Consider the following 19,569-nt stretch of genomic DNA (forward strand, 5'->3'; position numbering starts at 1 on the left):
CTCGTCGGATAGCAGGCGTGAGCTCAACTCGACCGATTGATGGTAGGGAGACAGAGCGTCCCGGTCAGATAACCCATGTCTACAAAGAATGATTCACCCAAACTGACAGTCGAAAGCGCTGAACGTTTCGGTCGGGCCATTGTTAAATATGGCGAGGCTGCGCAGGGTGGCAGTCTTGACAATCGACCGGCTGACGCACCCTGTTTGCGCTTCCCCCATTCGCGAACCTCCCCCGTCAGCCGGTCCCCTCGCAACACGTCATTCTGCCAACAGACTCGCCTCATTGAGGCTGAGGTACGTGTTCGTTGAGCCGTCGCTCGGCCGCGGCCAAGGCAACTGATAGATGTGCGGCGACCAGCGGTTCGCTGACAGTGTCAGCGATCTCAAGCGCCTGGTGTATCAGCGCCACGGCAGTGCGAAGTTCAGACTGCTTGAGCATCTTACATCATCCGCTCGACAATGACCGGGTAGGCGACACGCTCCCCGTCCAACCCGAGTCGCCCGCCCGATCCTTACCTATGTTGTGCGCCACTGTAGCTAGCATAGGAACGGTTAAAGCAGTTCCAACGAGTATGAGCCGTTAACCATTTGAGAAGGCACTGTCCTTCAATCGCCGGGCTGCAAACTGCAAGCGTATGTAGCGAAGGGACCAGCGGTGGTTAACAGTCTCAAAAGTGCTCAATTCCTGATCGAAAGCCGTATGGCCGATGCCAGCGCAGGTAACGGTGACGCACTTTTCGATCTCGGCATCTGCTATCAGACGGGCACGTCCGGTGTCGCCATCGACCTGATCGAGGCGCATAAGTGGTTTAACCTTGCCGCTGTATCCGGCCTTGCCGCCGCACAGGGCGCGCGCACCGAAGTGGCCGAGGACATGACCGCCCGCGAGATCGCCACTGCACAGGCCGCAGCTCGAGCTTGGCTCGGCACAACTCGGCGGATGGCAGCATAGGCCCCTTGTCTCGCTAGTTTTAGTCAGCCTGATCGAGGCAAGGGATGGATCCTGGCAGCGGCGCTATGCGGTTTGCGGGAGATCATGGATGCCGCGCTACCACCTGAACCTCTACAATGACGAAGTGACGATCGATCACGAAGGCGTAATCCTGCCCGATCTGGACGAGGTAAAGCGTTATGCAATTCATGGCGGCAGGGAGGTGATTGCTGCTCACGTGATGGCCGGGAAGGCTCTCTTCATGTCGCACCACATCGACATCACGAACACCGAGGGTGCGGTTTTGCACTCCGTCAGTTTCGGCGACCTCGTGCAGGTTCGAAGCTGAATGCCTCGAGCACGAGCACGCCGTTGACGCTGCATTGGGTGCGGCACCACCACGCTCGGCCCCGGATTGGTTCTTTAACCCTGCTAAAAGGCAACGAAGTGCTTCTGCGACGATCAACGTGGAAAGTCTTCGTCTGTGTTCAGCAATGCCCCTATCGAAGCGCCTTCGATCAAGATCGATAGGCGGGCGTTGAACCAGGCGCATGAGGAAATCCGCGCTGCGTTGACAGAACTTCGCGGTCAACTTGCTGCCAGCAAGCCGGTCCTGCCGGCCCTGACAGCAACGAGAATGAAACTGGCGAGGGCGAACCGCGCACGGTCGGAAGCAATGGAGGCGCTCCTTGATCAGATCACGCGGCGCGGCGGTATAGCTATGTCACGAGCTACATCGATGCAGACTGACCTCCGTCGCTTTCACGCTTCGGCCAGCTCCCACATCGCTCGATGGGGTTGCCCGCATATCACTGCTGATTGGCAAGGATACCGCGAAGCATCGCTGGCATTAAGCCGAGCCACAGTCGCTCAGATGACGGCCGAGATACTCATGCTCGACGAAATAGATCGTCTGGCGAACCGGCCCTAGCCGCCGCCACGAAGCATCACGCTTTACTGCTGGGCATAGCCACGTCGATCCTGCCGCACAGCTGCGGGCGGGAGTATGGTGCTTGAGAGGATCAATTCGATGAAAACGACCCATCCCGGCCGTTCACGCCCTCCTTCTCGCTGCCCGATACCTGCCGCTCGTTCATCTGAGCGGATTGACGGCTGCGACGCGGCCAACAGCACTTCGGAACGGATCGGATTGGGGACTTTCCTGCCAGTCAACTTTCAGGATTGGAACGGTCGAAAGCCACCGGTACTTGGTGTCACAAACGTTCGGTTGTGACGCCTACCCCAGTCGTGGCGATGCTCGACAGATCGGTTGTGGGGTCGATCGGCACCCCGGCTTCCTTTCGTTCGGAGTAGCGATCGACGAGCTGAACCGCATGGGGCCGAAGCAGCACCGTGAACCGCACCAGCTCCTCCATCACGTCAACGATCCGATCGTAATAACTGGACGGCTTCATGCGCCCGGCATCGTCAAACTCCTGAAATGCCTTGGCGACGCTCGACTGGTTCGGGATCGTCACCATTCGCATCCAGCGGCCGAGAACGCGCAGCGTGTTGACGCTGTTGAACGACTGCGAACCGGCCGAAACCTGCATGACCGCGAGCGTGCGGCCCTGTGTCGGTCGCATCCCGCCTATGGAGAGCGGCAGATGGTCGATTTGCGTTTTGATGATGCCCGTGACCTGGCCGTGCCGTTCGGGCGAACACCACACATGACCTTCCGACCACATCGACAGCTCGCGTAGTTCGTGGACGGCGGGATGATCGTCGCCGGCGACCTGATCGGGCAGCGGCAGCGCCGAGGGATCATAGATGCGCGTCTCGCACCCGAAGAATTGCAGCAGCCGCGCCGCTTCCTCGACACACAGCCGCGAGAACGACCGCTCGCGCAGAGAGCCGTAGAGCAACAGGATACGCGGCGGGGGATCACCCGCGCCGAGACCGAGGGCGGGCCGTTCGATTGCATAGCGCCGATCAAGCGCGGGCAGGTGATCGGGATCGGAGAGCTGGCGCAGCGGCATTAGAGGGCTTTCACGAGATAGGCGGCCAACACCGGACAGAGCGCGATGAACTCACGCGAGCTGGCGATCGACGCCGGGGCCGTCGCGCGATCGGCCGCAGCGTAGCCACTAGCAGCGAAGAACGGTGGGGCCGTGTTGGTGAGCAGGTGAAGGCGGACGACGCCCAGCTCGCACGCGCGGGCTTCAAGCAGGCCGAGCATGACGCGGCCCAAGCCGTCGCCGCGCCGATCGGCGACGACCAGGAGCGAGCGGAGCAGGCGATCCGTCCCCTGCCCTTCAAGCCCGCCATAGCCCACCGGGCCGGCGTCATCATCGAACCGGAAGAAGGCCCGGCCGGAGTCGACCAGATCGGCGACAGGCAGGCCCGAGGCCGCGAGCGCGTCGCGCAGCCCGTCCAGATTGTCGGGATCGAGCGCGGTGACACGCAGTGCCGTCATGCCATGCTGATCCTGATCGCGAGCGCCGCGAGCGTCACCAGCAGCACCGGGATCGTCAGCGTCGCGCCGACCTTGAAGTAATAGCCCCAGCCGATGCGGATGCCCTTCTGCCCGAGGACATGCAGCCACAGCAGCGTCGCGAGTGAGCCGATCGGCGTGATCTTTGGCCCGAGGTCGCAACCGATCACGTTGGCGTAGATCATCGCTTCCTTGATCGCGCCCGTGGCGTGCGTTGCGTCGATCGACAGCGCGCCCACCAGCACGGTCGGCATGTTGTTCATCACCGACGACAGCAGCGCGGCGATGATCCCGGTGCCGAACGCCGCGCCCCATACGCCGCCTTGCGCGGTGCGATCGAGCAGGCCGGCAAGATGATCGGTCAAGCCAGCATTCCGCAGGCCATAGACGACCAGGTACATGCCGAGCAAGAAGATCACGACCTGCCACGGCGCGCCGGCCAGCACCTTGCGCGTCTGGATGACATGGCCGCGCGCGGCGATGACGAACAGGAGGACCGCGCCGGCAGCGGCAACGGCGCTGACCGGTACGCCGACGGGTTCAAGCAGGAAGAAGCCGGCGAGCAGCAGGGCAAGAACCACCCAGCCCGCCTTGAACGTGGCATGGTCGCGGATCGCGTCAGCTGGCGCGCGGAGCTGCGCCACGTCATAGCGGGCCGGTATGTCGCGCCGGAAGAACAGCAGCAATGCGATCAGCGTCGCGGCGATCGACGCCAGATCGACCGGCACCATCACCGAGGCATAATCGGCAAAGCCGATCCGGAAGAAGTCGGCCGACACGATGTTGACGAGGTTGGAGACAATCAGCGGCAGGCTGGCAGTATCTGCGATGAACCCCGCCGCCATCACGAACGCCAGCGTCGCCTTGTCTTTGTACCCAAGCGCGCGCAGCATCGCGATAACAATCGGCGTCAGGATCAGCGCCGCGCCATCGTTGGCGAACAACGCCGACACCGCCGCGCCGAGCAGCACGATCAGCACAAACAGCCGGCGACCATGCCCCCGACCCCAGCGCGCGATGTGGAGAGCCGCCCATTCGAAGAACCCGGCTTCATCGAGCAATAGGCTGACGATGATGATCGCGACGAACGTCGCGGTCGCATTCCAGACGATACTCCACACCACCGGTACGTCGGCGAGCGAGACGACACCGACAAGCAGCGCGATTGCCGCTCCGCCTAGTGCGCTCCATCCGATGCCGAGGCCCTTGGGTTGCCATATGACGAGCGCGATCGTGGCGACGAAGATAGCGAGCGCGAGCAGCATCAGGCGATGCGCTGACCCGAGGCGTCCACGACCTGTTCGCCGTCTTCCTTGGGAAACGCACCCTGTTGCGGTTCGGGCAGCAGATCGAGGACCGCTTCGGACGGTCGGCACAGCTTCACGCCGAGCGGCGAGACGACCAGCGGCCGGTTGATGAGAACCGGATGCGCCATCATCGCGTCCACCAGCGCGTCGTCCGACAGCGCGTCGTCACCAAGGCCCAGTTCCGCATAGGGCGTCCCCTTCTCGCGCAGCAGATCGCGGGGCGTGATTCCGGCGCGGTCGATCAGTTCGACCAGCAACGCGCGCGAGGGCGGGGTTTTCAGGTATTCGATAACGTGCGCCTCAATGCCGGCATTGCGGATCATCGCCAGCGTGTTGCGCGACGTGCCGCACTCGGGGTTGTGATAGATCACGATATCGACGGCCACGGCGCGTCCTTTCAGCAGCAGGGGGTGAGTTCGGCCAGGAGCGGCGCGCACAGCTCGGGCGAGCCGGCGCAGCAGTCTTTGACGAGGAACAGCGTCAACGCGCGCAGCCCGTCCAGATCGGCGCGGTAGATGATCGAACGGCTATGCCGTTCGGAGCGGACCAGACCGGCGCGCGCGAGAATCGCAAGGTGCGCCGACATGGTGTTTTGCGGCACGTCGAGCTGGCGGGCGACTTCACCAGCGGCGAGGCCGTCAGGTTCGTGTCGCACCAGCAGGCGGAACACATCGAGCCGCGTGCTTTGCGCGAGCGCGCCCAATGCGGAGATAGCCGGCTGATTTTCCATATATCCAGCTTAGAGGATATATGAAGCGGCAGGCAATCCGGTCATTTCGGCGAAACCAGGCTCGCAACGCCTTCCGGCTCGGAACAGGCTATTAGGCGCAGCTCGCGCGCCGGTCTTTCCCGAGGACCAGCAGCATGATTGATTTGGACGACCCCCAGGCCGTCAAGGAAGCGTCGCGCCAAAATCGCGAGCGTCGCCTTCGTGGCCTCCCAAGACCAATACGCCCCACCCCGCCAACTGACGATTAGGACATGTGGTGTCAAAACCAGTCGGTTGTGACGCTGCAGATCCCGCCACGTCTTCCAAGGGTCTCCGTGTATCAGAAATCCGGTTCAGAATGTCCGCTCCCGAGATCGGCACGTGCCTCGGCTACGACCGTCTTTGGGTCGGTTGCTGACAGAGCGGCGTGCAATCCTTCCCGTGACCACGTTCAGTAAACGGCAATCACGGCCGTGGAGACGAACGATGGGACACGCACAATATGATCCTGCCACGCAACGCCGCCCTGTGTGGAATGCGGGCAAGACAGTCGGCACGAAGCGACCGCTGACGCAAAAGCAAATCTGGGCCGTTCGCTTCTTCTTGGATCGGGAGTGCCGTCTCCGCGACAGGGCGCTCTTCGACCTGGCGATCGACAGCAAGTTGCGAGGCTGTGATCTCGTAAAAATCAAGATCGGCGACCTCGTCTCCGGGGCTGATATTAGAACCCGCGCGATCGTTACACAGCAGAAGACCGGACGCCCTGTCCAATTCGAGCTTACGGCCGATGTCAGAGCAAGCCTTCTCGCGTGGCTCGAACGCCGAGGTGGTAGCGTCCAGGACTAAGCATTTCCGAGCCGCGTCGACCACGCGGGGCACCTTAGCACGAGGCAATATGCTCGTTTGGTGGATGAGTGGGTCGACGCGGTCGGACTTCGCCGCGCCGAATACGGGACGCACTCGCTTCGTCGCACGAAAGCGTCGATGATCTACAAGGCCTCCGGCAATCTCCGGGCGATCCAGATCCTGTTGGGCCACACGAAGATCGAGAACACTGTAAGATACCTCGGCGTGGACATCGAGGATGCCCTGACCCTCGCAGAACGCACCGAAATTTAACATTGGGGCGGCCCATCTGACGACGGATGGGTCGTTCCTATGCCCGGCGAGATCCGCCCCAAATCTCGCTACTCCTAGACGATGTTGTGGACGGCAGCATTCTTCAAGACCGGTCGCCTACATCACAGAAGTTGGTCCAACAGCGACGCTCTTTGCATCTGCCTCTTCGGCCCACGAACGATCGTTCCGCAAGCCGTACTTCGATCCGACCACTTAATGGGCACCAAAGCCCGTTGAACGAGAAAGCACTTCCCAGCGACCAACCTCCGCCCGCATATCGTCTAGTTTCTCATCGACCAGTCCGAGGGCATCTTCGCCGAGGAACAGCCGAGTCGGCGGGTTCTTCTCCTCAACTATCGCCAGCAGCGCCCGCGCCGCCTTCGCCGGATCGTTCGGCTGATTGCCGCTCTTGGCCTGTCGCGCAGCCCTTATGGGGTCCATCACTGCGTCATAATCCGCGATGCTACGCGGCGTCCGATCCATCGAGCGGCCAGCCCAGTCTGTGCGAAACTGCCCCGGTGCCAGCGTCGTAACTTTTATACCGAACGCAGCCACCTCCTTGCCGAGCGCCTCAGAAATGCCCTCCAGCGCGAACTTGCTGCCGCAATAGAAGCTGATCCCTGGCATGGTGATGAACCCGCCCATAGAGGTTACGTTGATGATATGCCCGCGGCGGCGCTTACGCATACCGGGCAACACGGCCTGCATCATCGCAACCGGACCGAACACATTCGAGGCGAACTGCCGCTGGAGATCATCCATCGACGATTCCTCGAGCACACCTTCATGGCCGTAACCAGCGTTGTTCACCAAGACATCGATAGGACCGTCATCGCGCTCGGCTGCGGTTATCGCCAGAGGAATGGAAGCGAAGTCAGTCACGTCGAGCAGCATCGGGCTCGCGCGGTCCGGTGCGAGTGAAGCGAATGCGTCCGCATCTTCCTGGCGCCGCACCGTCCCAATGACCCGGTGACCGGCCTTCAAGGCGCCCTCAGCAGATGCTCGGCCAAGCCCAGAGCTGACGCCGCTGATCAGAAAAACTTTTGGCGATTGTCTGTCACGCGTACACTCCTGCAGGACAAGCTGTCTATATCATGATATAGATGTGCAATGAGTGAACACAAGATGGAAGCAGGTATGAAACGTCGGGGGGAACCGGTGCGCCAGCGTGTGCTCGATGCGGCAGAGCGTCTCCTGCGTGATGGCAAGGCAGAGTTCTCGATGCGTGATCTTGCCTCGGAAGCCGGGGTCAGCTTCGCGACACCCTTCAATCAGTTCGGCAGCAAGCCGGCGATCATGCACGCGCTGTCGGCGCGCCGCATAGACGCGATGCTGACGCGCTTAAGTGAAACGCCGCAGCCGCAGCACGCCGCCGACCGTGTAGCGCTGGCTATCGACATCGCAGTCGCGGTCATGCTCGACGAGCCGATCGTGAACCGCGCGGTCATGGCCTGGATAGGGACCGGGAGCGCGGCGTCGGGCGAAGTGAGATCAAATTCCACCGCCTTATGGGCACACGCCCTCGGCGACGGAATCGGACTATCTTCGCCCCGCCGGGATGAGGCATGCCGCATTCTGCCTTCGCAACTCGCGCTCGCTTTCCGGGGCGCGCTGTCCTTCTGGACCGCCGGCGAGCTTGCCGATGAGGAACTCGGCCAGGCTGCGCGGCAGATCGCCGGCACGCTTCTTCGAGCATATTCTTTCGACTAGGGGGCGGGAGCTGGAGCTCTTGAAGCCAGCGTTCAACAACGAAGTCTGTTTCTTGTGCGGAGCCGCCGTTCGCGCGGCGCATGCCGATCGAGCGGCCCAGCCAGCTGCCCACAAAGCTGAACGGAGAGAGTTCAATCCTGTAAGTTTACGATCATTGTTGATCGGTCCAGATGCGTGCCGATGGCACATGCAACTCTAATCGTGATGTGCAGCGGCGGCACCTATTTCGATCGCGACCATTACGTCGACGCTCACCGACCCTTGGCGCTTGCCTGCTGGCAGCGGCACGGGCTGAAGAGCGCCTCCGCCTTCTTCCCACGTGACGCCAACGCTGCGGATGTTTCCGTGGGTATCTACCGGTTCCGCGACGAGGACGCGCTGCACGCCGCACTCGCATCAGCCGAAGCGGATGCCGTGATGGCCGACGTTCCCCGCTTCACGGATGCAACCGTGTCCCGGATCGTGGGCACGCCGTTCTAATCGTACCGAGCCTCGCTTGGGCGGAGCTGACGGCGAAGGGCACTGACCGACCCACTTCCTTTCAAAAATACAGGGCAAGCGCGATGACGTTTTCTGATCTCAAGGTATTCGTCGTCGGCGGCAGCCGCGGCATCGGCGCCGCGATCGTGCGGCGTTTCGCCGCCGCCGGCGCAACGGTGATGTTCACCTATGCCGCTTCGGCCGCGGCCGCGGACCAGCTCGCCGCCGAGACCGGTGCGCAAGCGCTCCAGGCGGATGCGGGGACGCGCGACGAGCTGATCACGGCGATACGTGACGCCGGCCCGATCGACATCTTCGTCTATAATGCCGGTCTGCTGGTGTTCGGCGATCCGCTGACGCTCGATGCCGACGAGGTTGACCGCATGATCGACGTCAATGTGCGGGGAGCCTATTTTGGCAGCGTCGAGGCGTCCCGCCTGATGCCCGACGGTGGGCGCATCCTCGTCATCGGATCCGACACTGCCGACAGCATGCCGTTCCCGGGCCTCGCGGCGTACGTGCTGACCAAGGCGGCGGTGCAGGGCATGGCGCGCGGTCTGGCCCGCGACCTGGGTCCACGCGACATCACGATCAACGTGATTCAGCCAGGCCCTACCGATACCGACATGAACCCGGCCGACGGTCCGCGCGCGGCCGGCATGCTCGAGCCGATGGCCATCAAGCGCTACGGCACCGCCGACGAGGTCGCGAGCCTGACGCTCTATCTCGCCGGACCGCAGGCACGCGGGATAACGGGTGCAATGCACACGATTGACGGCGGCTTCGCCGCCTGATTTCCGGCATTCACCCAGCCAGCCAAGCAGAAAATGGCGACATGGACGATCCGGTCGAAATCGTCAGCGTCGATGCCATCTGTCAGGTCACGACCGAAACTCGCTTCGAAAAAAGTTCGACATCGAGTGACCGACAACGCTTAGCGCGCGAATAAGAGATCATGCGCTCGGACTTCCTCTCGAGATTGATCTCAAGGCCCTCGCCGAGCACGGCGCCGGTCAGCCGTGAGCGTCCGTCCCGAACCGCGCCGGACGCCTGGAGCAGCCTGATGGTGGCGGCGCAGAACGGACACGGCGGCGCCTATCGGCGGCTCCTTGGCGAGATGTCGGAGTGGCTCACGCGCTACTTTCAGCGGCGCCTGCCACCAGGCGACGTGGACGACGCCGTCCAGGAGACGCTGTTCGCAGTCCATCGGCGACGCCACACCTATGATCCTCAGTACCCCCTGGGCCCCTGGCTGGCGGCCATAGCCAAGAACAAATGGGTCGACCAGCTGCGCAGTCTGGCGCGTCGCCCAAGGGACGAGCTGCCCGACGAGATCGCCGTCAGCGACCACGAGGCCTCGGTGGTCAGCAGCTCGGTTCTGGCCAGCCTGCTCGACGAGCTCCGCCCCGCGCAGGCCCAGGCGATCCTGCTGGTCAAGGTGCGGGGCTACAGCGTGGAGGAGGCGTCAGGCGAGATCGGCCTTTCCGTCTCCGCCGTGAAGATGAACATCCACCGCGGGCTGGCGCGCCTGACGGCCATCATTGAGAAGACTCCCGATGTCGAGTGAATCCCTGATCGTTGATCTATCATCCGACCTCGTGCCCGTGCAGCGCCGCAGCATGGTGCGTGAAGGCGGGCTCGTCCTCGCGCTCGGCGCGGTGGAACTCGCGCTGTTCCTGGGCCTGGGCGCGATGCGGCCGGACATGAGCCACATGGCCGGTTCGCCCTATCTGCTGTGGCGGGTGGGAAGCCTCGGCCTGCTCGCCGTGGTCGCCTGCGTGCTGGCGATCCGCTCCTTTTCCCCGACGGCGCGGCCGCGCCAGGGGCTGATGCTCGCCTGCGTCCTGGCGATCGCAGCCATCGTGGTAGGCGCCTTCGTCACGCCCGACGGCGCGGGCGAGCGGGGGCTGCTGGATCGCATCGATCCGGCCAGTGGCATGCTGTGCGCCGCGTCTATTTTCGTGCTCTCGCTGCCGATTGTGGCGCTGCTAGGCGCTCTGATGCGGAGGGCCGCGCCGACCCAGCCCCGGCTCAGCGCGCTCGCCTCCGGCATCGCCGCCGGCGCCTGCGGAGCCTTCGTGTTCGCCTTCTGCTGCCCCTTCAACGACCCGCTCTACGTGGTAGTTTGGTATTCCGTCGGGTGCGCCGCCGTGGCGGCCGCTGCCCGATGGCGCCTGCCGCGACGCTTCCGACTTTGAACTGATCCGACGCGGCAGATCACGAGCCGCACAATCCCTAACCAGCGATCACCAACCCACCCGGATTTCGGGACGGGAGACGTGTGCCTGCATCACAGAAAGGAACCATGCCATGAAGACCATCACCGCCGCTAAGTCCCCGGATCGCGACTGGCTCAAGACCTACTACTATCTGCGCTTCGCGGTCTCCGCGATCTGGGTCGCGCTCGCCTTCACGGTCGCGAAGGCCATGCCGCCGCTGGCTGCGGTGATGCTCGTCGCCTATCCCGCATGGGACGCGCTGGCGAACTATCTCGACGCCAGCCGGAGCGGCGGCCTGACGCGCAACAAGAGCCAGATGCTCAACTTCGTCGTCAGCGTCGTGACCGCCGTCGCCGTCGCCGCGACCTTGCCGCACGGCATGCATCCCGTCCTCCAGATCTTCGGCGTGTGGGCCGTACTCTCCGGCCTCTTTCAACTCCTCACCGGAGTAAGCCGCTGGAAGTCCTATGGCGCGCAGTGGGCGATGATCCTGAGCGGCGCCCAGTCGGGTCTCGCCGGAGCGCACATGCTCAGCAAGGCCGCCGGCGCGGCGCCGGTCAGCATCGCCGACATCGCGCCCTACGCCGCCTTCGGCGCCTTCTACTTCCTCATCTCGGCGGTCTTGCTGACCATCAGCGACGCGCGCCGACGCTCGAACGCGGTCGCGGCCTGACGCGCACGCCAACACCTTTGGCGCCGGACCTGTCTGCGCCGCTCCACGAAAGGATTGAACCATGTCCATCGACGTCAAATACCGCACCGCCGCCACCGCGAACGGGGGCCGCGATGGACGCACCCGCACCGAGGACGGGAAGCTCGACCTCCAGCTGTCCACGCCGAAGGCGCTCGGCGGCGCCGGTGGCGAGGGGACCAACCCGGAACAGCTGTTCGCGTCGGGTTACGCCGCGTGCTTCCTCAGCGCGATGAAGTTCGCCGCGCACGGGCTGAACCTCCAGGTCCCGACGGGTGCGGCGGTGACGGCGACCGTCGGGATCGGCATGCGCAGCGAAGGCGGCTTCGGTCTGGATGTCGAGCTTGCCGTGGCGCTGCCGGGCGTAGAACGCAACGACGCCCAACGTCTGGTTGAGGCTGCTCACCAGACCTGCCCCTACTCCAATGCGACGCGAGGCAATATCGACGTTCGCCTCAGCATCGTCTGACCTTGATGGGTCTGGCCATGTCCGAACCCGTCCCCTTTCCGAGCGGCGCTTCGCGCCTTGGCAAACATCGAAAGGTAGCCTTCGCATGCGCAGCTTCGACGCAATCATCATCGGCGCCGGCCAGGCGGGTCCGGCGCTCGCCGGCCGGCTGAACGATGCCGGCCTGTCGGTCGCCATCATCGAGCGCCATCATGTTGGCGGCACATGCGTCAACACCGGGTGCAGGCCTACCAAGACGCTCGTGGCGAGCGCCTATGCCATCCACACCGCGCGGCGTGGCGCAGACTACGGCTTCAGTGTCGCAGGGCCAGTTGACGTCGACATGAAGGCAGTCGCAGACCGGGCGGACAGGATCATCCGGGATGGACGGGCGGGTAACGAAAGCTGGCTGTTCGGCATGGCCAACGTCGAGCTCATCCGGGGGCATGCGCGCTTTGAGAGTTCCGGCGTCGTCACCGTTGATGGGGAACGACTGACCGCACCGCGCATCTTCATCAACGTCGGCGGCAGGGCTGTGGTGCCGGAAATGCCGGGCGCGGACCAGGTGCCGCTCCTCACCAATACCGACATCGTCGCGCTCGACGCGCTTCCCCGGCATCTCGTGGTGATCGGCGGAAGCTACATCGGGCTAGAGTTCGCCCAGATGTATCGGCGCTTCGGCGCCGAGATCACAATTGTGGAGCGGATGGACCGGCTCATCGCGCGGGAGGACCCCGACGTGTCGGACGCCGTCCGACAAATCCTAGAGGCCGAGGGCATCACGATCCGGACGGGTGCGGACTGCATCAGCTTCGCGCGCAGCGGCGCGGACGTCGAGGTGCGTGTGGACTGCGCTGAGGACGCGCAGCCGGTCGTCGCCAGCCACGTCCTGATGGCGGTCGGGCGGCGGCCGAACACCGACGACCTCGGGCTGGAGGTCGCCGGCGTGGCAGTGGATGCACGCGGCTATATCACCGTGGACGACAGGCTGGAGACCAGCGTCCCGGGCATCTGGGCGCTGGGCGACTGCAACGGTCGCGGCGCCTTCACGCACACTGCCTATAACGATTTCGAGATCGTCGCCGCGAACCTCTTGGACGGGGAGGACCGCCGGGTCAGCCAGCGTCTGCCTGGCTACGCGCTCTACATCGATCCTCCGCTCGCACGGGTGGGCATGACCGATGCCGAGGCGGCCAGGACCGGACGACGGCTGCTCCATTCCAAGCGGCCGATGTCCCGCGTCGGTCGCGCAGTGGAGAAGGGCGAGACGCAGGGGTTCATGAAGGTCGTGGCCGACGCCGAAACCCGCCGCATTCTCGGCGCAGCGATACTGGGAACGAGCGGCGACGAGGCGATCCACGGCGTCCTCGACATGATGAATGCCGACCAACCGATCGAGCAGCTTCGCTGGGCGGTGCCCATCCATCCCACAGTGTCAGAACTGATCCCGACATTGCTGCTCGATCTTCAACCTGGGAATGGAGAGGCGTGATGCGAATGATCGGTCTGATTGGAGGCATGAGCTGGGAAAGCTCGGCGGAATATTATCGCCTCCTCAACGAAGGCGTTCGCATCCGTTTGGGTGCAACCGCTTCGGCCCATTGCCTTTTATGGTCGTTCGATTTTGCGGAAATCGAGGCGCTGCAACATGCCGGCGACTGGAGCCGCCTCACCGAGCGGATGGTGGACGCCGCACGGCGGCTGGAGGCAGCCGGAGCGGACCTGCTTCTGATCTGCACGAACACCATGCACAGGATGGCGCACGACGTGCAAAGCTCCGTTAGCATTCCGCTGATCCACATCGCCGATCCCACCGCGGAGCGGATCGTGGCCGCCGGGCTCCAGAAGGTCGGGCTGCTCGGCACGGCATTCACCATGGAGCAGGATTTCTACAAAGGGCGCCTGACCGAACGCTACGGTTTGGAGGTGATAGTTCCCGAGGAGCAGGACCGCGCGACCGTGCACCGGATCATCTATGATGAATTGGTCACAGGACGGATAGAGTCCTCGTCGCGAGAGGCCTACCGGGCGGTGATCAGGCGTCTTGTCGGTGCCGGTGCCCAGGCGGTGATCCTTGGCTGTACCGAAATCATGCTGCTTATCGGCCAAGAAGACAGCCCCGTGCCGATATTCGACACCACGGACATTCATGCGGCAGCGGCGCTCGATCATGCGCTGGGCACCGTCAAGGGCATCGATAAAGCGCGGCGGACTGCGGAGTGAGCAACGAAGCGATCATCGAGACTGAACCGCGCCGGGAAGCATCGTCGAAGGCGACCCGCTTCATCTTAGCATCGGGACTGGCGTCGCTCCTCATCGGCGCTGCGGAGCCCGAAACGCGGGTCGCCGTGACGCTGCAGCCCGACCTCGCCGAGGACGCGAGCGGCCGGCTGCTGTTGTTCGCCGCACGGGCGACGAGCGAGAATATGACAAGCGACGCTGTCGACCTTGAGCGTGGAGAGGACGTATCGGTCGCGGCGCGCGACGTGGCGAGTTTTGGAACCAGTCGCTCCGCGACGATCAATACACGGACAGCGGCCTTCCCCGCCAGCTTCGCAACGCTGGCGCCGGGCACCTACCGCGTGCAGGCGGTGCTCGATCGCAACGGCGACTACAACTTTACCGGTCGGGGACCTGGGGACCTCGCATCCAAGGTCGTCACAGTACACTTCCCGCTATCATCGATGCCGACCCTCCAACTCGAGCATGCGGTGCCGCCGGAGACCGACCAGTTCGACACGACCGGGCTGCCTCTCGTCGCGGCGGAGCAGATCGCCGCATCCCGACCGCATCTTCACGATGAGCGAATGCCATCCAAAGTGCTGACGCGCTTTCACGGCGCGAACCAGGCGGTGGCCGCATGGGTGCTGACCCCGCCGGGCTATAACGCCATGTCGCGCACGACCTATCCCACCGTCTACACGGCCACTGCGTTCGGCACGGGACACAAGCTGGCCGGCCAGCAGCTTTCGCGCATGTGGCACCTGATGAAAACCGGCGTCATGCCGCCGATGATCTGGGTCGCCCTTGATCACTCGTCTCGGAACGGCACGACTGAATTCGCCGACGGCGTGAACAACGGCCCTTTGGGCGAGGCGCTGGTCGAGGAGGTTATTCCCGCCCTCGAAGCCAAATACAGAATGGATGCCAAACCGTCCGGCCGTTTTCTGACGGGGCACAGCTCGGGCGGCTGGTTCGCGCTCTGGGCTATCGTCCGCTACCCGCAACTCTTCGGCGGCAGCTGGGCGACGGCGCCCGACCCGGTCGATTTCCACGACTTTCTCGGCGTCGATCTCTATGCAGCCGGCGCGAACATGTATCGTGCCCCTGACGGCAAGCCGCGCCCGCTCGAACGCGATCACGACAAGGTGCTCGGCACTATCGAGGAAGCTGCCCGGCTGGAAAGCGTTCTCGGTCACAGCGGCGGGCAGCTCCGCTCGTTCGAATGGGTCTTTTCTCCTCGCCAGCGCGACGGCGAGCCCGCCTTCCTGTTCGACCGGGAAACTGGCGCTGTCGATCCTGCCGTCGCGGCCTATTGGCGTGAGCGCTACGACATCGGGCACCGGATCGAAGCCGACTGGCCGCGGCTGGGCAGGTATGTCGATGGCAAGGTCCATGTCGTGGTTGGAACCGCCGATTCCTACTACCTCGACGGTCCGGTGCGTCAGCTCGATGCCGCGTTTCGCAAAGTCGGCGGTCACGCCGACTTTCGCTACGTGCCAGGCGCGACGCACAGCATGCCGATGCTCTACACGACAGACGGCGACCGCAACGCATTGTGGAAGGAGATGTCGCGCGCGATATATGCGATGGCCAGACCCGGCCAAATGTGGGGTGCACCTTCTCGCGCCGTTTTTACCCCGCCACCGCCCGCGCGAGCGCGCCAGCACTGATCTTGCAGTTTATCCGGAAGCCTTGAGTCACTGCTGGGCCGCACATCATGCGGTCGCGTTTACGAGATGGTCCGTTACCGTCGAGATGAATGCGCGAAGACGCTGAAGACGCCGTAGGTCCCGGTGGTATCCCATCCAGATGTCTCGCGCTGGAGGTTGCGTCGGCACTTCCAGTGTGCGGATCCCCGGGATCTGATTGCCGACTACGCGGGGCAGGACAGCGATGCCAATGCCTTGCCGGCACATGCGCCCCTGGACGTTGCGGTTGTTCGATCGCACGACCGGTCTTGCGTTCGGGAAGCTCTCGATGAGCCACGCGATGTCGGGAAAATGACCCGTGGATGTGTCGTGGGTGATCAGCCGGGATCCGGTCCCGTCGCCATATTTGGGATCAGCTGCTTCCTCGGCGATGTAGGCGCCATATTCGAGCCTGAAGAGCCGCCGCTGAACGACATCGGCAGTGTCGAACGGAACAATACGAAAGGCGACGTCGGCCTCCCGTTGGGCAAGGTTGAACAGGCGCGTGCCGGTCAGTATCTCGACGTCGACATTGGGATAGGCCTTTGAGAAGTCCGCCAGGATGGGGGGCAGGACATAGGCCCCGAACCAGTCCGCCGACGAAATGCGCAGACTGCCCTTGAGATCCTGCTCCTGCCCTGCAAGCCGACGCTCCATGGCCAGCGCGCCTTCTTCCATCTGCTCGGCCAGCGCGATGACACCCTGGCCCTCATCGGTCAGGACAAGACCGTCCGCTGTACGCTGAAAGAGCGTGTGACCGATTGCCTGCTCCAGTGCGCGGAGGCGCCTGCCGACGGTCGGATGGCTTGTCTGAAGAGTGCGCGCGGCGCCACCGAGCGTACCAGCTCGCGCGACAGCGAGAAAAACCCTGACGTCACTCCATTCCATCGCCGCCACCCGCACAAAACTGAACGCGTAGAATACAGCTACGTCAGTTCAAGAACAAATCTAAACACCTAGATCTTCTCCATCATCTGGAGGTTCATAGTCATGAAAACCTGGCTCATCACAGGCTGCTCGAGCGGCTTCGGCCAACGGCTTGCGCTCGCGACGGCACGCCGGGGCGATCGGGTCGTCGCGACGGCCCGCAACGTCAAGGCGATCGAGGAGATGGCGGAGCCATTCGACGATCGCATGATCACCTTGCAACTCGACGTAACTGATGCGGGGGCGGCCAGGGCGGCGATCGCAAAGGCTGTCGATGCCTTTGGCGGGATCGACGTCCTCGTGAACAATGCCGGCTACGCACTGTTCGGTGCGATCGAGGAAGGCAGGCCCGAGGAATATCGGCCGATGTTCGAGGTGAACGTCTTCGGTCTGATTGAAACCACCAGAGCCGCGCTTCCGGCTTTGCGACGTTCGGGCGGAACGATCGTCAACATGTCGTCCGGTGCCGGCATCGAGGGCCGCGGCGGCGGAGGTTATTATCACGCCGCCAAGTTCGCCGTGGAAGGGATTTCCGAAGCGCTCGCCGGCGAGCTAAAGCCGTTCGGCATTCGCGTGCTGATCGTCGAGCCTGGGCCGTTCCGCACCGATTTCCTGGGCCGTTCGATCACGATGGCGGCTAACGAAATGCCGGAATACGCGGCAACCTCGCGCAGGAACTATCGCGACACCAACGACGGCAATCAGGCGGGCGATCCCGACAAAGCGGTGGCGGTGATCCTCGAGGCAGTCGACGCCGAAGACGCCCCACTTCATCTCCCGCTCGGCCCGGCGGCGCACACAATCGCCGAGCGCAAGCTGGCAGCGTTCCGCAGCGACATCGACGCCTGGCGCGATATCACGATCGCCACCGATTTCGACCGGGGCTGAGCGCTGGCCGCCAGTTTTGATGAACGTCAGTAACGAACGGGAGAGCAATCATGATCGCGACTTTGCACGGGTTTACCCAGCAACTGGTGCAGGTGAACGGCATCAAGATCAACGCCGTCACAGGCGGCGCAGGGCCGCCAATCCTGCTGCTTCACGGCTGGCCTGAAACGTGGTGGGAATGGCACAAGGTGATGCCGCTGCTGGCCGAGCATTTCAGCGTGGTCGCCATCGATCTGCGCGGCGCGGGTTTCTCCGACTGCCCGCAGGGCGGCTATGACAAGGCGACAATGGCGCGCGACGCGCATGATGTGATGGTTGCCCTCGGCCACTTCCGCTACGCCGTGTGTGGACATGACATCGGCGGAATGGTCGCCTTGCCACAGGCCGCCCTTCATCGCGAGGCGGTCACCCACCTTACTGTCCTCGACGTCCCACTACCGGGCTGGAGCGAGTGGGAGGCGACCACCGCAAGGCTCTGGCACTTTGGCTTTCACGGAAGCCGGGATTTGCCCGAGCGCCTGATCCACGGCCGCGAATATGACTATTTATCGACCTTCATGGCCGAGCGTTTCTACGACCACAGCACTTTCAATCCAGCGGACATCGATATCTACGCCAAGGCGATGGCGCTTCCTGGCCGCACGCGTGGCGGCATGGAATGGTACCGCAGCCTCGCCGCCGATCATGCGGCTGCGCTCGAGTACAAGAAGCAGTCGCTTGAAATACCGGTGCTTGGCCTGGGTGGAGACCAGCGGTTCGGTGCGCAGATGGTGCCGATGCTTAAGGAATTCGCGACCAATGTGACCGGCGGCTCGATCGCGCGGTGCAGCCATTATGTCGCGGATGAGCGGCCGGATGAAGTAGCAGCCGCCCTGATCGACTTCCTCTCGGCCCGGTGAAATCTGGCAACCGTTTCGTCATTAGAAAGGAGAATGGACATGACCGCACCCGTCATTCGCGGTGTCAATCATATCGGCATCACGGTGCCCGACATCGAAGCCGCTAAATCGTTCCTGGTAGACGCCTTTGGTGGGCAGGTGATCTATCAATCTTTCGGACCACAGGATCCGCCTCGGCAAGGACCCGGCTTCGAGCAGGCCGTTGGCGCCTTTCCCGGAACGGTCGTGCGTGCGCAAGCAATGGTCAAGATCGGAACCGGACCAGATATCGAGCTCTTCGAAATGTACGGCCCCGAGCAGGCCCAGCCAATCCGAGCGAGCGACTTCGGCATTACACACTTCGCTCTCTACACCGACGACATCGACGCATCAGTCGAGCGTTTCGAGAAGGCAGGAGGCACACCCCTCACCGCGCCACGCGCTATCCCGTATGCAACCGAGAAAGGTCCTGGGAACAAGGTCTGCTACTGCCGCATGCCGTGGGGCACGACCATGGAATTCATCACCACGCCGGCTCGCATGGACTATCATGACCAGACGGATCTGCGCAGGTGGCAGGACGACGACTGAACAGCCCGCAAAGAAGCGGGCTCTTTTGAACGCCGGATACTCACCCTCAGGCTGGATGAGAGACCGGGCGACCCTCTCAATCAAACGATTTTGATGCAGCGCACCGGCGGCTTTCGACCCTTACGATACTTAAAGCTGTCTGCAGAGAAATCCCAAGGTCAGTCGCCCCGGCCCCGCAGTGGCTAGAAGAACGAACGGCCGGTATCGGGAGAGCGCTGCGTCAAGCTTAACGTCGGGAATAGGGTCGAAAGCAGAAGGTCTGCTTTGAAGCTGCTGCGGATGATGCCTTCTGAGTGTACCTCAGGAGGACCGGCGTGATTTAGCTC

Annotated in this window: 22 protein-coding genes and 1 pseudogene; 16 read left to right on the forward strand and 7 right to left on the reverse strand. The window is 63.4% G+C overall.

Annotated elements, in window-relative coordinates; translation table 11 throughout:
* Positions 1 to 655 precede the first annotated feature (655 nt).
* Together ILT43_RS14935 and ILT43_RS14940 are read left to right on the forward strand one after the other, a co-directional pair.
* Positions 656 to 952: a sel1 repeat family protein gene (locus ILT43_RS14935; protein WP_204199780.1), complete on the forward strand. Its 297-nt coding sequence runs from the start codon at positions 656 to 658 to the stop codon at positions 950 to 952.
* Between the two features lie 88 nt (positions 953 to 1,040).
* Positions 1,041 to 1,280 carry a DUF6894 family protein gene (locus ILT43_RS14940; RefSeq protein WP_204199781.1) on the forward strand — a complete coding sequence of 80 codons (240 nt, stop codon included), beginning with the start codon at positions 1,041 to 1,043 and terminating at the stop codon, positions 1,278 to 1,280.
* Between the two features lie 865 nt (positions 1,281 to 2,145).
* Here the strand turns inward: ILT43_RS14940 and arsH are convergent.
* Genes arsH through ILT43_RS14965 form a run of 5 tightly spaced genes read right to left on the reverse strand, consistent with a single transcriptional unit; the run spans position 2,146 to position 5,402 of the window.
* Entirely contained in the window at positions 2,146 to 2,910 is a 765-nt protein-coding gene (arsH, locus tag ILT43_RS14945) for an arsenical resistance protein ArsH (RefSeq protein WP_204199782.1), read from the reverse strand.
* Positions 2,910 to 3,347: an arsenic resistance N-acetyltransferase ArsN2 gene (gene arsN2, locus ILT43_RS14950; protein WP_204199783.1), complete on the reverse strand. Its 438-nt coding sequence runs from the start codon at positions 3,345 to 3,347 to the stop codon at positions 2,910 to 2,912. Before arsN2 ends, arsH begins: the two co-directional genes overlap by 1 nt.
* The gene (locus ILT43_RS14955; RefSeq protein ID WP_204199784.1) at positions 3,344 to 4,630 is read right to left on the reverse strand and encodes an arsenic transporter; all 1,287 of its coding nucleotides are present in this window, start codon (positions 4,628 to 4,630) and stop codon (positions 3,344 to 3,346) included. The genes arsN2 and ILT43_RS14955 overlap by 4 nt, the downstream gene beginning before the upstream one ends.
* Positions 4,630 to 5,058: an arsenate reductase (glutaredoxin) gene (arsC, locus tag ILT43_RS14960; protein WP_204199785.1), complete on the reverse strand. Its 429-nt coding sequence runs from the start codon at positions 5,056 to 5,058 to the stop codon at positions 4,630 to 4,632. Before arsC ends, ILT43_RS14955 begins: the two co-directional genes overlap by 1 nt.
* 11 nt (positions 5,059 to 5,069) lie before the next feature.
* Entirely contained in the window at positions 5,070 to 5,402 is a 333-nt protein-coding gene (locus tag ILT43_RS14965) for an ArsR/SmtB family transcription factor (protein WP_204199786.1), read from the reverse strand.
* Positions 5,403 to 5,867: 465 nt separating this feature from the next.
* Between ILT43_RS14965 and ILT43_RS19570 the strand changes: the two are divergent.
* Positions 5,868 to 6,500: pseudogene (locus ILT43_RS19570) on the forward strand (tyrosine-type recombinase/integrase).
* A gap of 213 nt (positions 6,501 to 6,713) precedes the next feature.
* Here ILT43_RS19570 and ILT43_RS14980 read toward each other — a convergent pair.
* Positions 6,714 to 7,577, reverse strand: a complete 864-nt coding sequence (locus ILT43_RS14980; RefSeq protein ID WP_204199886.1) for an oxidoreductase — start codon at positions 7,575 to 7,577, stop codon at positions 6,714 to 6,716.
* Positions 7,578 to 7,610: 33 nt separating this feature from the next.
* On the opposite strand from ILT43_RS14980, the gene ILT43_RS14985 reads away from it, so the two are divergent.
* From ILT43_RS14985 to ILT43_RS15030, 10 genes are all read left to right on the forward strand, one after another.
* Positions 7,611 to 8,210 carry a TetR/AcrR family transcriptional regulator gene (locus ILT43_RS14985; RefSeq protein ID WP_082543654.1) on the forward strand — a complete coding sequence of 200 codons (600 nt, stop codon included), beginning with the start codon at positions 7,611 to 7,613 and terminating at the stop codon, positions 8,208 to 8,210.
* 180 nt (positions 8,211 to 8,390) lie between these two features.
* On the forward strand, positions 8,391 to 8,690 hold the full coding sequence (locus tag ILT43_RS14990) for a hypothetical protein (protein WP_204199788.1): 300 nt from the start codon (positions 8,391 to 8,393) through the stop codon (positions 8,688 to 8,690).
* 83 nt (positions 8,691 to 8,773) lie between these two features.
* Positions 8,774 to 9,484 carry an SDR family oxidoreductase gene (gene bdcA, locus ILT43_RS14995; protein ID WP_056533127.1) on the forward strand — a complete coding sequence of 237 codons (711 nt, stop codon included), beginning with the start codon at positions 8,774 to 8,776 and terminating at the stop codon, positions 9,482 to 9,484.
* Between the two features lie 269 nt (positions 9,485 to 9,753).
* Positions 9,754 to 10,257: a sigma-70 family RNA polymerase sigma factor gene (locus tag ILT43_RS15000; protein ID WP_056533124.1), complete on the forward strand. Its 504-nt coding sequence runs from the start codon at positions 9,754 to 9,756 to the stop codon at positions 10,255 to 10,257.
* Positions 10,247 to 10,888 carry an NrsF family protein gene (locus ILT43_RS15005; protein ID WP_056533121.1) on the forward strand — a complete coding sequence of 214 codons (642 nt, stop codon included), beginning with the start codon at positions 10,247 to 10,249 and terminating at the stop codon, positions 10,886 to 10,888. Before ILT43_RS15000 ends, ILT43_RS15005 begins: the two co-directional genes overlap by 11 nt.
* 112 nt (positions 10,889 to 11,000) lie before the next feature.
* A complete protein-coding gene (locus ILT43_RS15010; protein WP_056533118.1) occupies positions 11,001 to 11,582 on the forward strand; it encodes a DUF308 domain-containing protein in 582 nt (193 codons plus the stop codon).
* Between the two features lie 61 nt (positions 11,583 to 11,643).
* Positions 11,644 to 12,069 (forward strand): organic hydroperoxide resistance protein, encoded by a 426-nt coding sequence (locus ILT43_RS15015; protein ID WP_204199789.1) that lies wholly within the window; start codon positions 11,644 to 11,646, stop codon positions 12,067 to 12,069.
* Between the two features lie 85 nt (positions 12,070 to 12,154).
* A complete protein-coding gene (locus ILT43_RS15020; protein ID WP_204199790.1) occupies positions 12,155 to 13,540 on the forward strand; it encodes an FAD-containing oxidoreductase in 1,386 nt (461 codons plus the stop codon).
* Positions 13,540 to 14,271, forward strand: coding sequence for an aspartate/glutamate racemase family protein (locus ILT43_RS15025; RefSeq protein ID WP_211534539.1), 732 nt, complete (start codon positions 13,540 to 13,542; stop codon positions 14,269 to 14,271). The genes ILT43_RS15020 and ILT43_RS15025 overlap by 1 nt, the downstream gene beginning before the upstream one ends.
* 173 nt (positions 14,272 to 14,444) lie before the next feature.
* Positions 14,445 to 15,941, forward strand: a complete 1,497-nt coding sequence (locus tag ILT43_RS15030; RefSeq protein ID WP_204199792.1) for an alpha/beta hydrolase — start codon at positions 14,445 to 14,447, stop codon at positions 15,939 to 15,941.
* A 45-nt stretch (positions 15,942 to 15,986) separates the two neighbouring features.
* Here ILT43_RS15030 and ILT43_RS15035 read toward each other — a convergent pair whose 3' ends face one another.
* On the reverse strand, positions 15,987 to 16,847 hold the full coding sequence (locus ILT43_RS15035; protein ID WP_204199793.1) for a LysR family transcriptional regulator: 861 nt from the start codon (positions 16,845 to 16,847) through the stop codon (positions 15,987 to 15,989).
* 102 nt (positions 16,848 to 16,949) lie between these two features.
* Between ILT43_RS15035 and ILT43_RS15040 the strand changes: the two genes are divergently transcribed.
* The 3 genes from ILT43_RS15040 to ILT43_RS15050 are packed head-to-tail and all read left to right on the forward strand — an operon-like array spanning position 16,950 to position 19,243.
* The gene (locus ILT43_RS15040; RefSeq protein ID WP_204199794.1) at positions 16,950 to 17,774 is read left to right on the forward strand and encodes an oxidoreductase; all 825 of its coding nucleotides are present in this window, start codon (positions 16,950 to 16,952) and stop codon (positions 17,772 to 17,774) included.
* A 50-nt stretch (positions 17,775 to 17,824) separates the two neighbouring features.
* Positions 17,825 to 18,673 (forward strand): alpha/beta fold hydrolase, encoded by an 849-nt coding sequence (locus ILT43_RS15045; protein ID WP_204199795.1) that lies wholly within the window; start codon positions 17,825 to 17,827, stop codon positions 18,671 to 18,673.
* Between the two features lie 39 nt (positions 18,674 to 18,712).
* Positions 18,713 to 19,243, forward strand: coding sequence for a VOC family protein (locus tag ILT43_RS15050; protein WP_056533222.1), 531 nt, complete (start codon positions 18,713 to 18,715; stop codon positions 19,241 to 19,243).
* Positions 19,244 to 19,569 lie beyond the last annotated feature (326 nt).

This window comes from Sphingomonas longa, from assembly GCF_016892685.1.
GTDB lineage: Bacteria > Pseudomonadota > Alphaproteobacteria > Sphingomonadales > Sphingomonadaceae > Sphingomonas > Sphingomonas longa.

Excerpts from the sequence above, each read along its gene's own strand:
- ILT43_RS14955 (WP_204199784.1), bottom strand. The coding sequence starts at position 4,630 with ATGCTGCTCGCGCTCGCTATCTTCGTCGCCACGATCGCGCTCGTCATA.
- arsH (WP_204199782.1), bottom strand. The coding sequence starts at position 2,910 with ATGCCGCTGCGCCAGCTCTCCGATCCCGATCACCTGCCCGCGCTTGAT.
- ILT43_RS15035 (WP_204199793.1), bottom strand. The coding sequence starts at position 16,847 with ATGGAATGGAGTGACGTCAGGGTTTTTCTCGCTGTCGCGCGAGCTGGT.
- bdcA (WP_056533127.1), top strand. The coding sequence starts at position 8,774 with ATGACGTTTTCTGATCTCAAGGTATTCGTCGTCGGCGGCAGCCGCGGC.
- ILT43_RS15010 (WP_056533118.1), top strand. The coding sequence starts at position 11,001 with ATGAAGACCATCACCGCCGCTAAGTCCCCGGATCGCGACTGGCTCAAG.
- ILT43_RS14985 (WP_082543654.1), top strand. The coding sequence starts at position 7,611 with ATGAGTGAACACAAGATGGAAGCAGGTATGAAACGTCGGGGGGAACCG.
- ILT43_RS14940 (WP_204199781.1), top strand. The coding sequence starts at position 1,041 with ATGCCGCGCTACCACCTGAACCTCTACAATGACGAAGTGACGATCGAT.
- ILT43_RS14965 (WP_204199786.1), bottom strand. The coding sequence starts at position 5,402 with ATGGAAAATCAGCCGGCTATCTCCGCATTGGGCGCGCTCGCGCAAAGC.
- ILT43_RS14990 (WP_204199788.1), top strand. The coding sequence starts at position 8,391 with ATGGCACATGCAACTCTAATCGTGATGTGCAGCGGCGGCACCTATTTC.
- ILT43_RS15025 (WP_211534539.1), top strand. The coding sequence starts at position 13,540 with ATGCGAATGATCGGTCTGATTGGAGGCATGAGCTGGGAAAGCTCGGCG.
- arsN2 (WP_204199783.1), bottom strand. The coding sequence starts at position 3,347 with ATGACGGCACTGCGTGTCACCGCGCTCGATCCCGACAATCTGGACGGG.
- ILT43_RS15015 (WP_204199789.1), top strand. The coding sequence starts at position 11,644 with ATGTCCATCGACGTCAAATACCGCACCGCCGCCACCGCGAACGGGGGC.
- ILT43_RS15045 (WP_204199795.1), top strand. The coding sequence starts at position 17,825 with ATGATCGCGACTTTGCACGGGTTTACCCAGCAACTGGTGCAGGTGAAC.
- ILT43_RS15050 (WP_056533222.1), top strand. The coding sequence starts at position 18,713 with ATGACCGCACCCGTCATTCGCGGTGTCAATCATATCGGCATCACGGTG.
- ILT43_RS15005 (WP_056533121.1), top strand. The coding sequence starts at position 10,247 with ATGTCGAGTGAATCCCTGATCGTTGATCTATCATCCGACCTCGTGCCC.
- ILT43_RS15020 (WP_204199790.1), top strand. The coding sequence starts at position 12,155 with ATGCGCAGCTTCGACGCAATCATCATCGGCGCCGGCCAGGCGGGTCCG.
- ILT43_RS15000 (WP_056533124.1), top strand. The coding sequence starts at position 9,754 with ATGGTGGCGGCGCAGAACGGACACGGCGGCGCCTATCGGCGGCTCCTT.
- ILT43_RS15040 (WP_204199794.1), top strand. The coding sequence starts at position 16,950 with ATGAAAACCTGGCTCATCACAGGCTGCTCGAGCGGCTTCGGCCAACGG.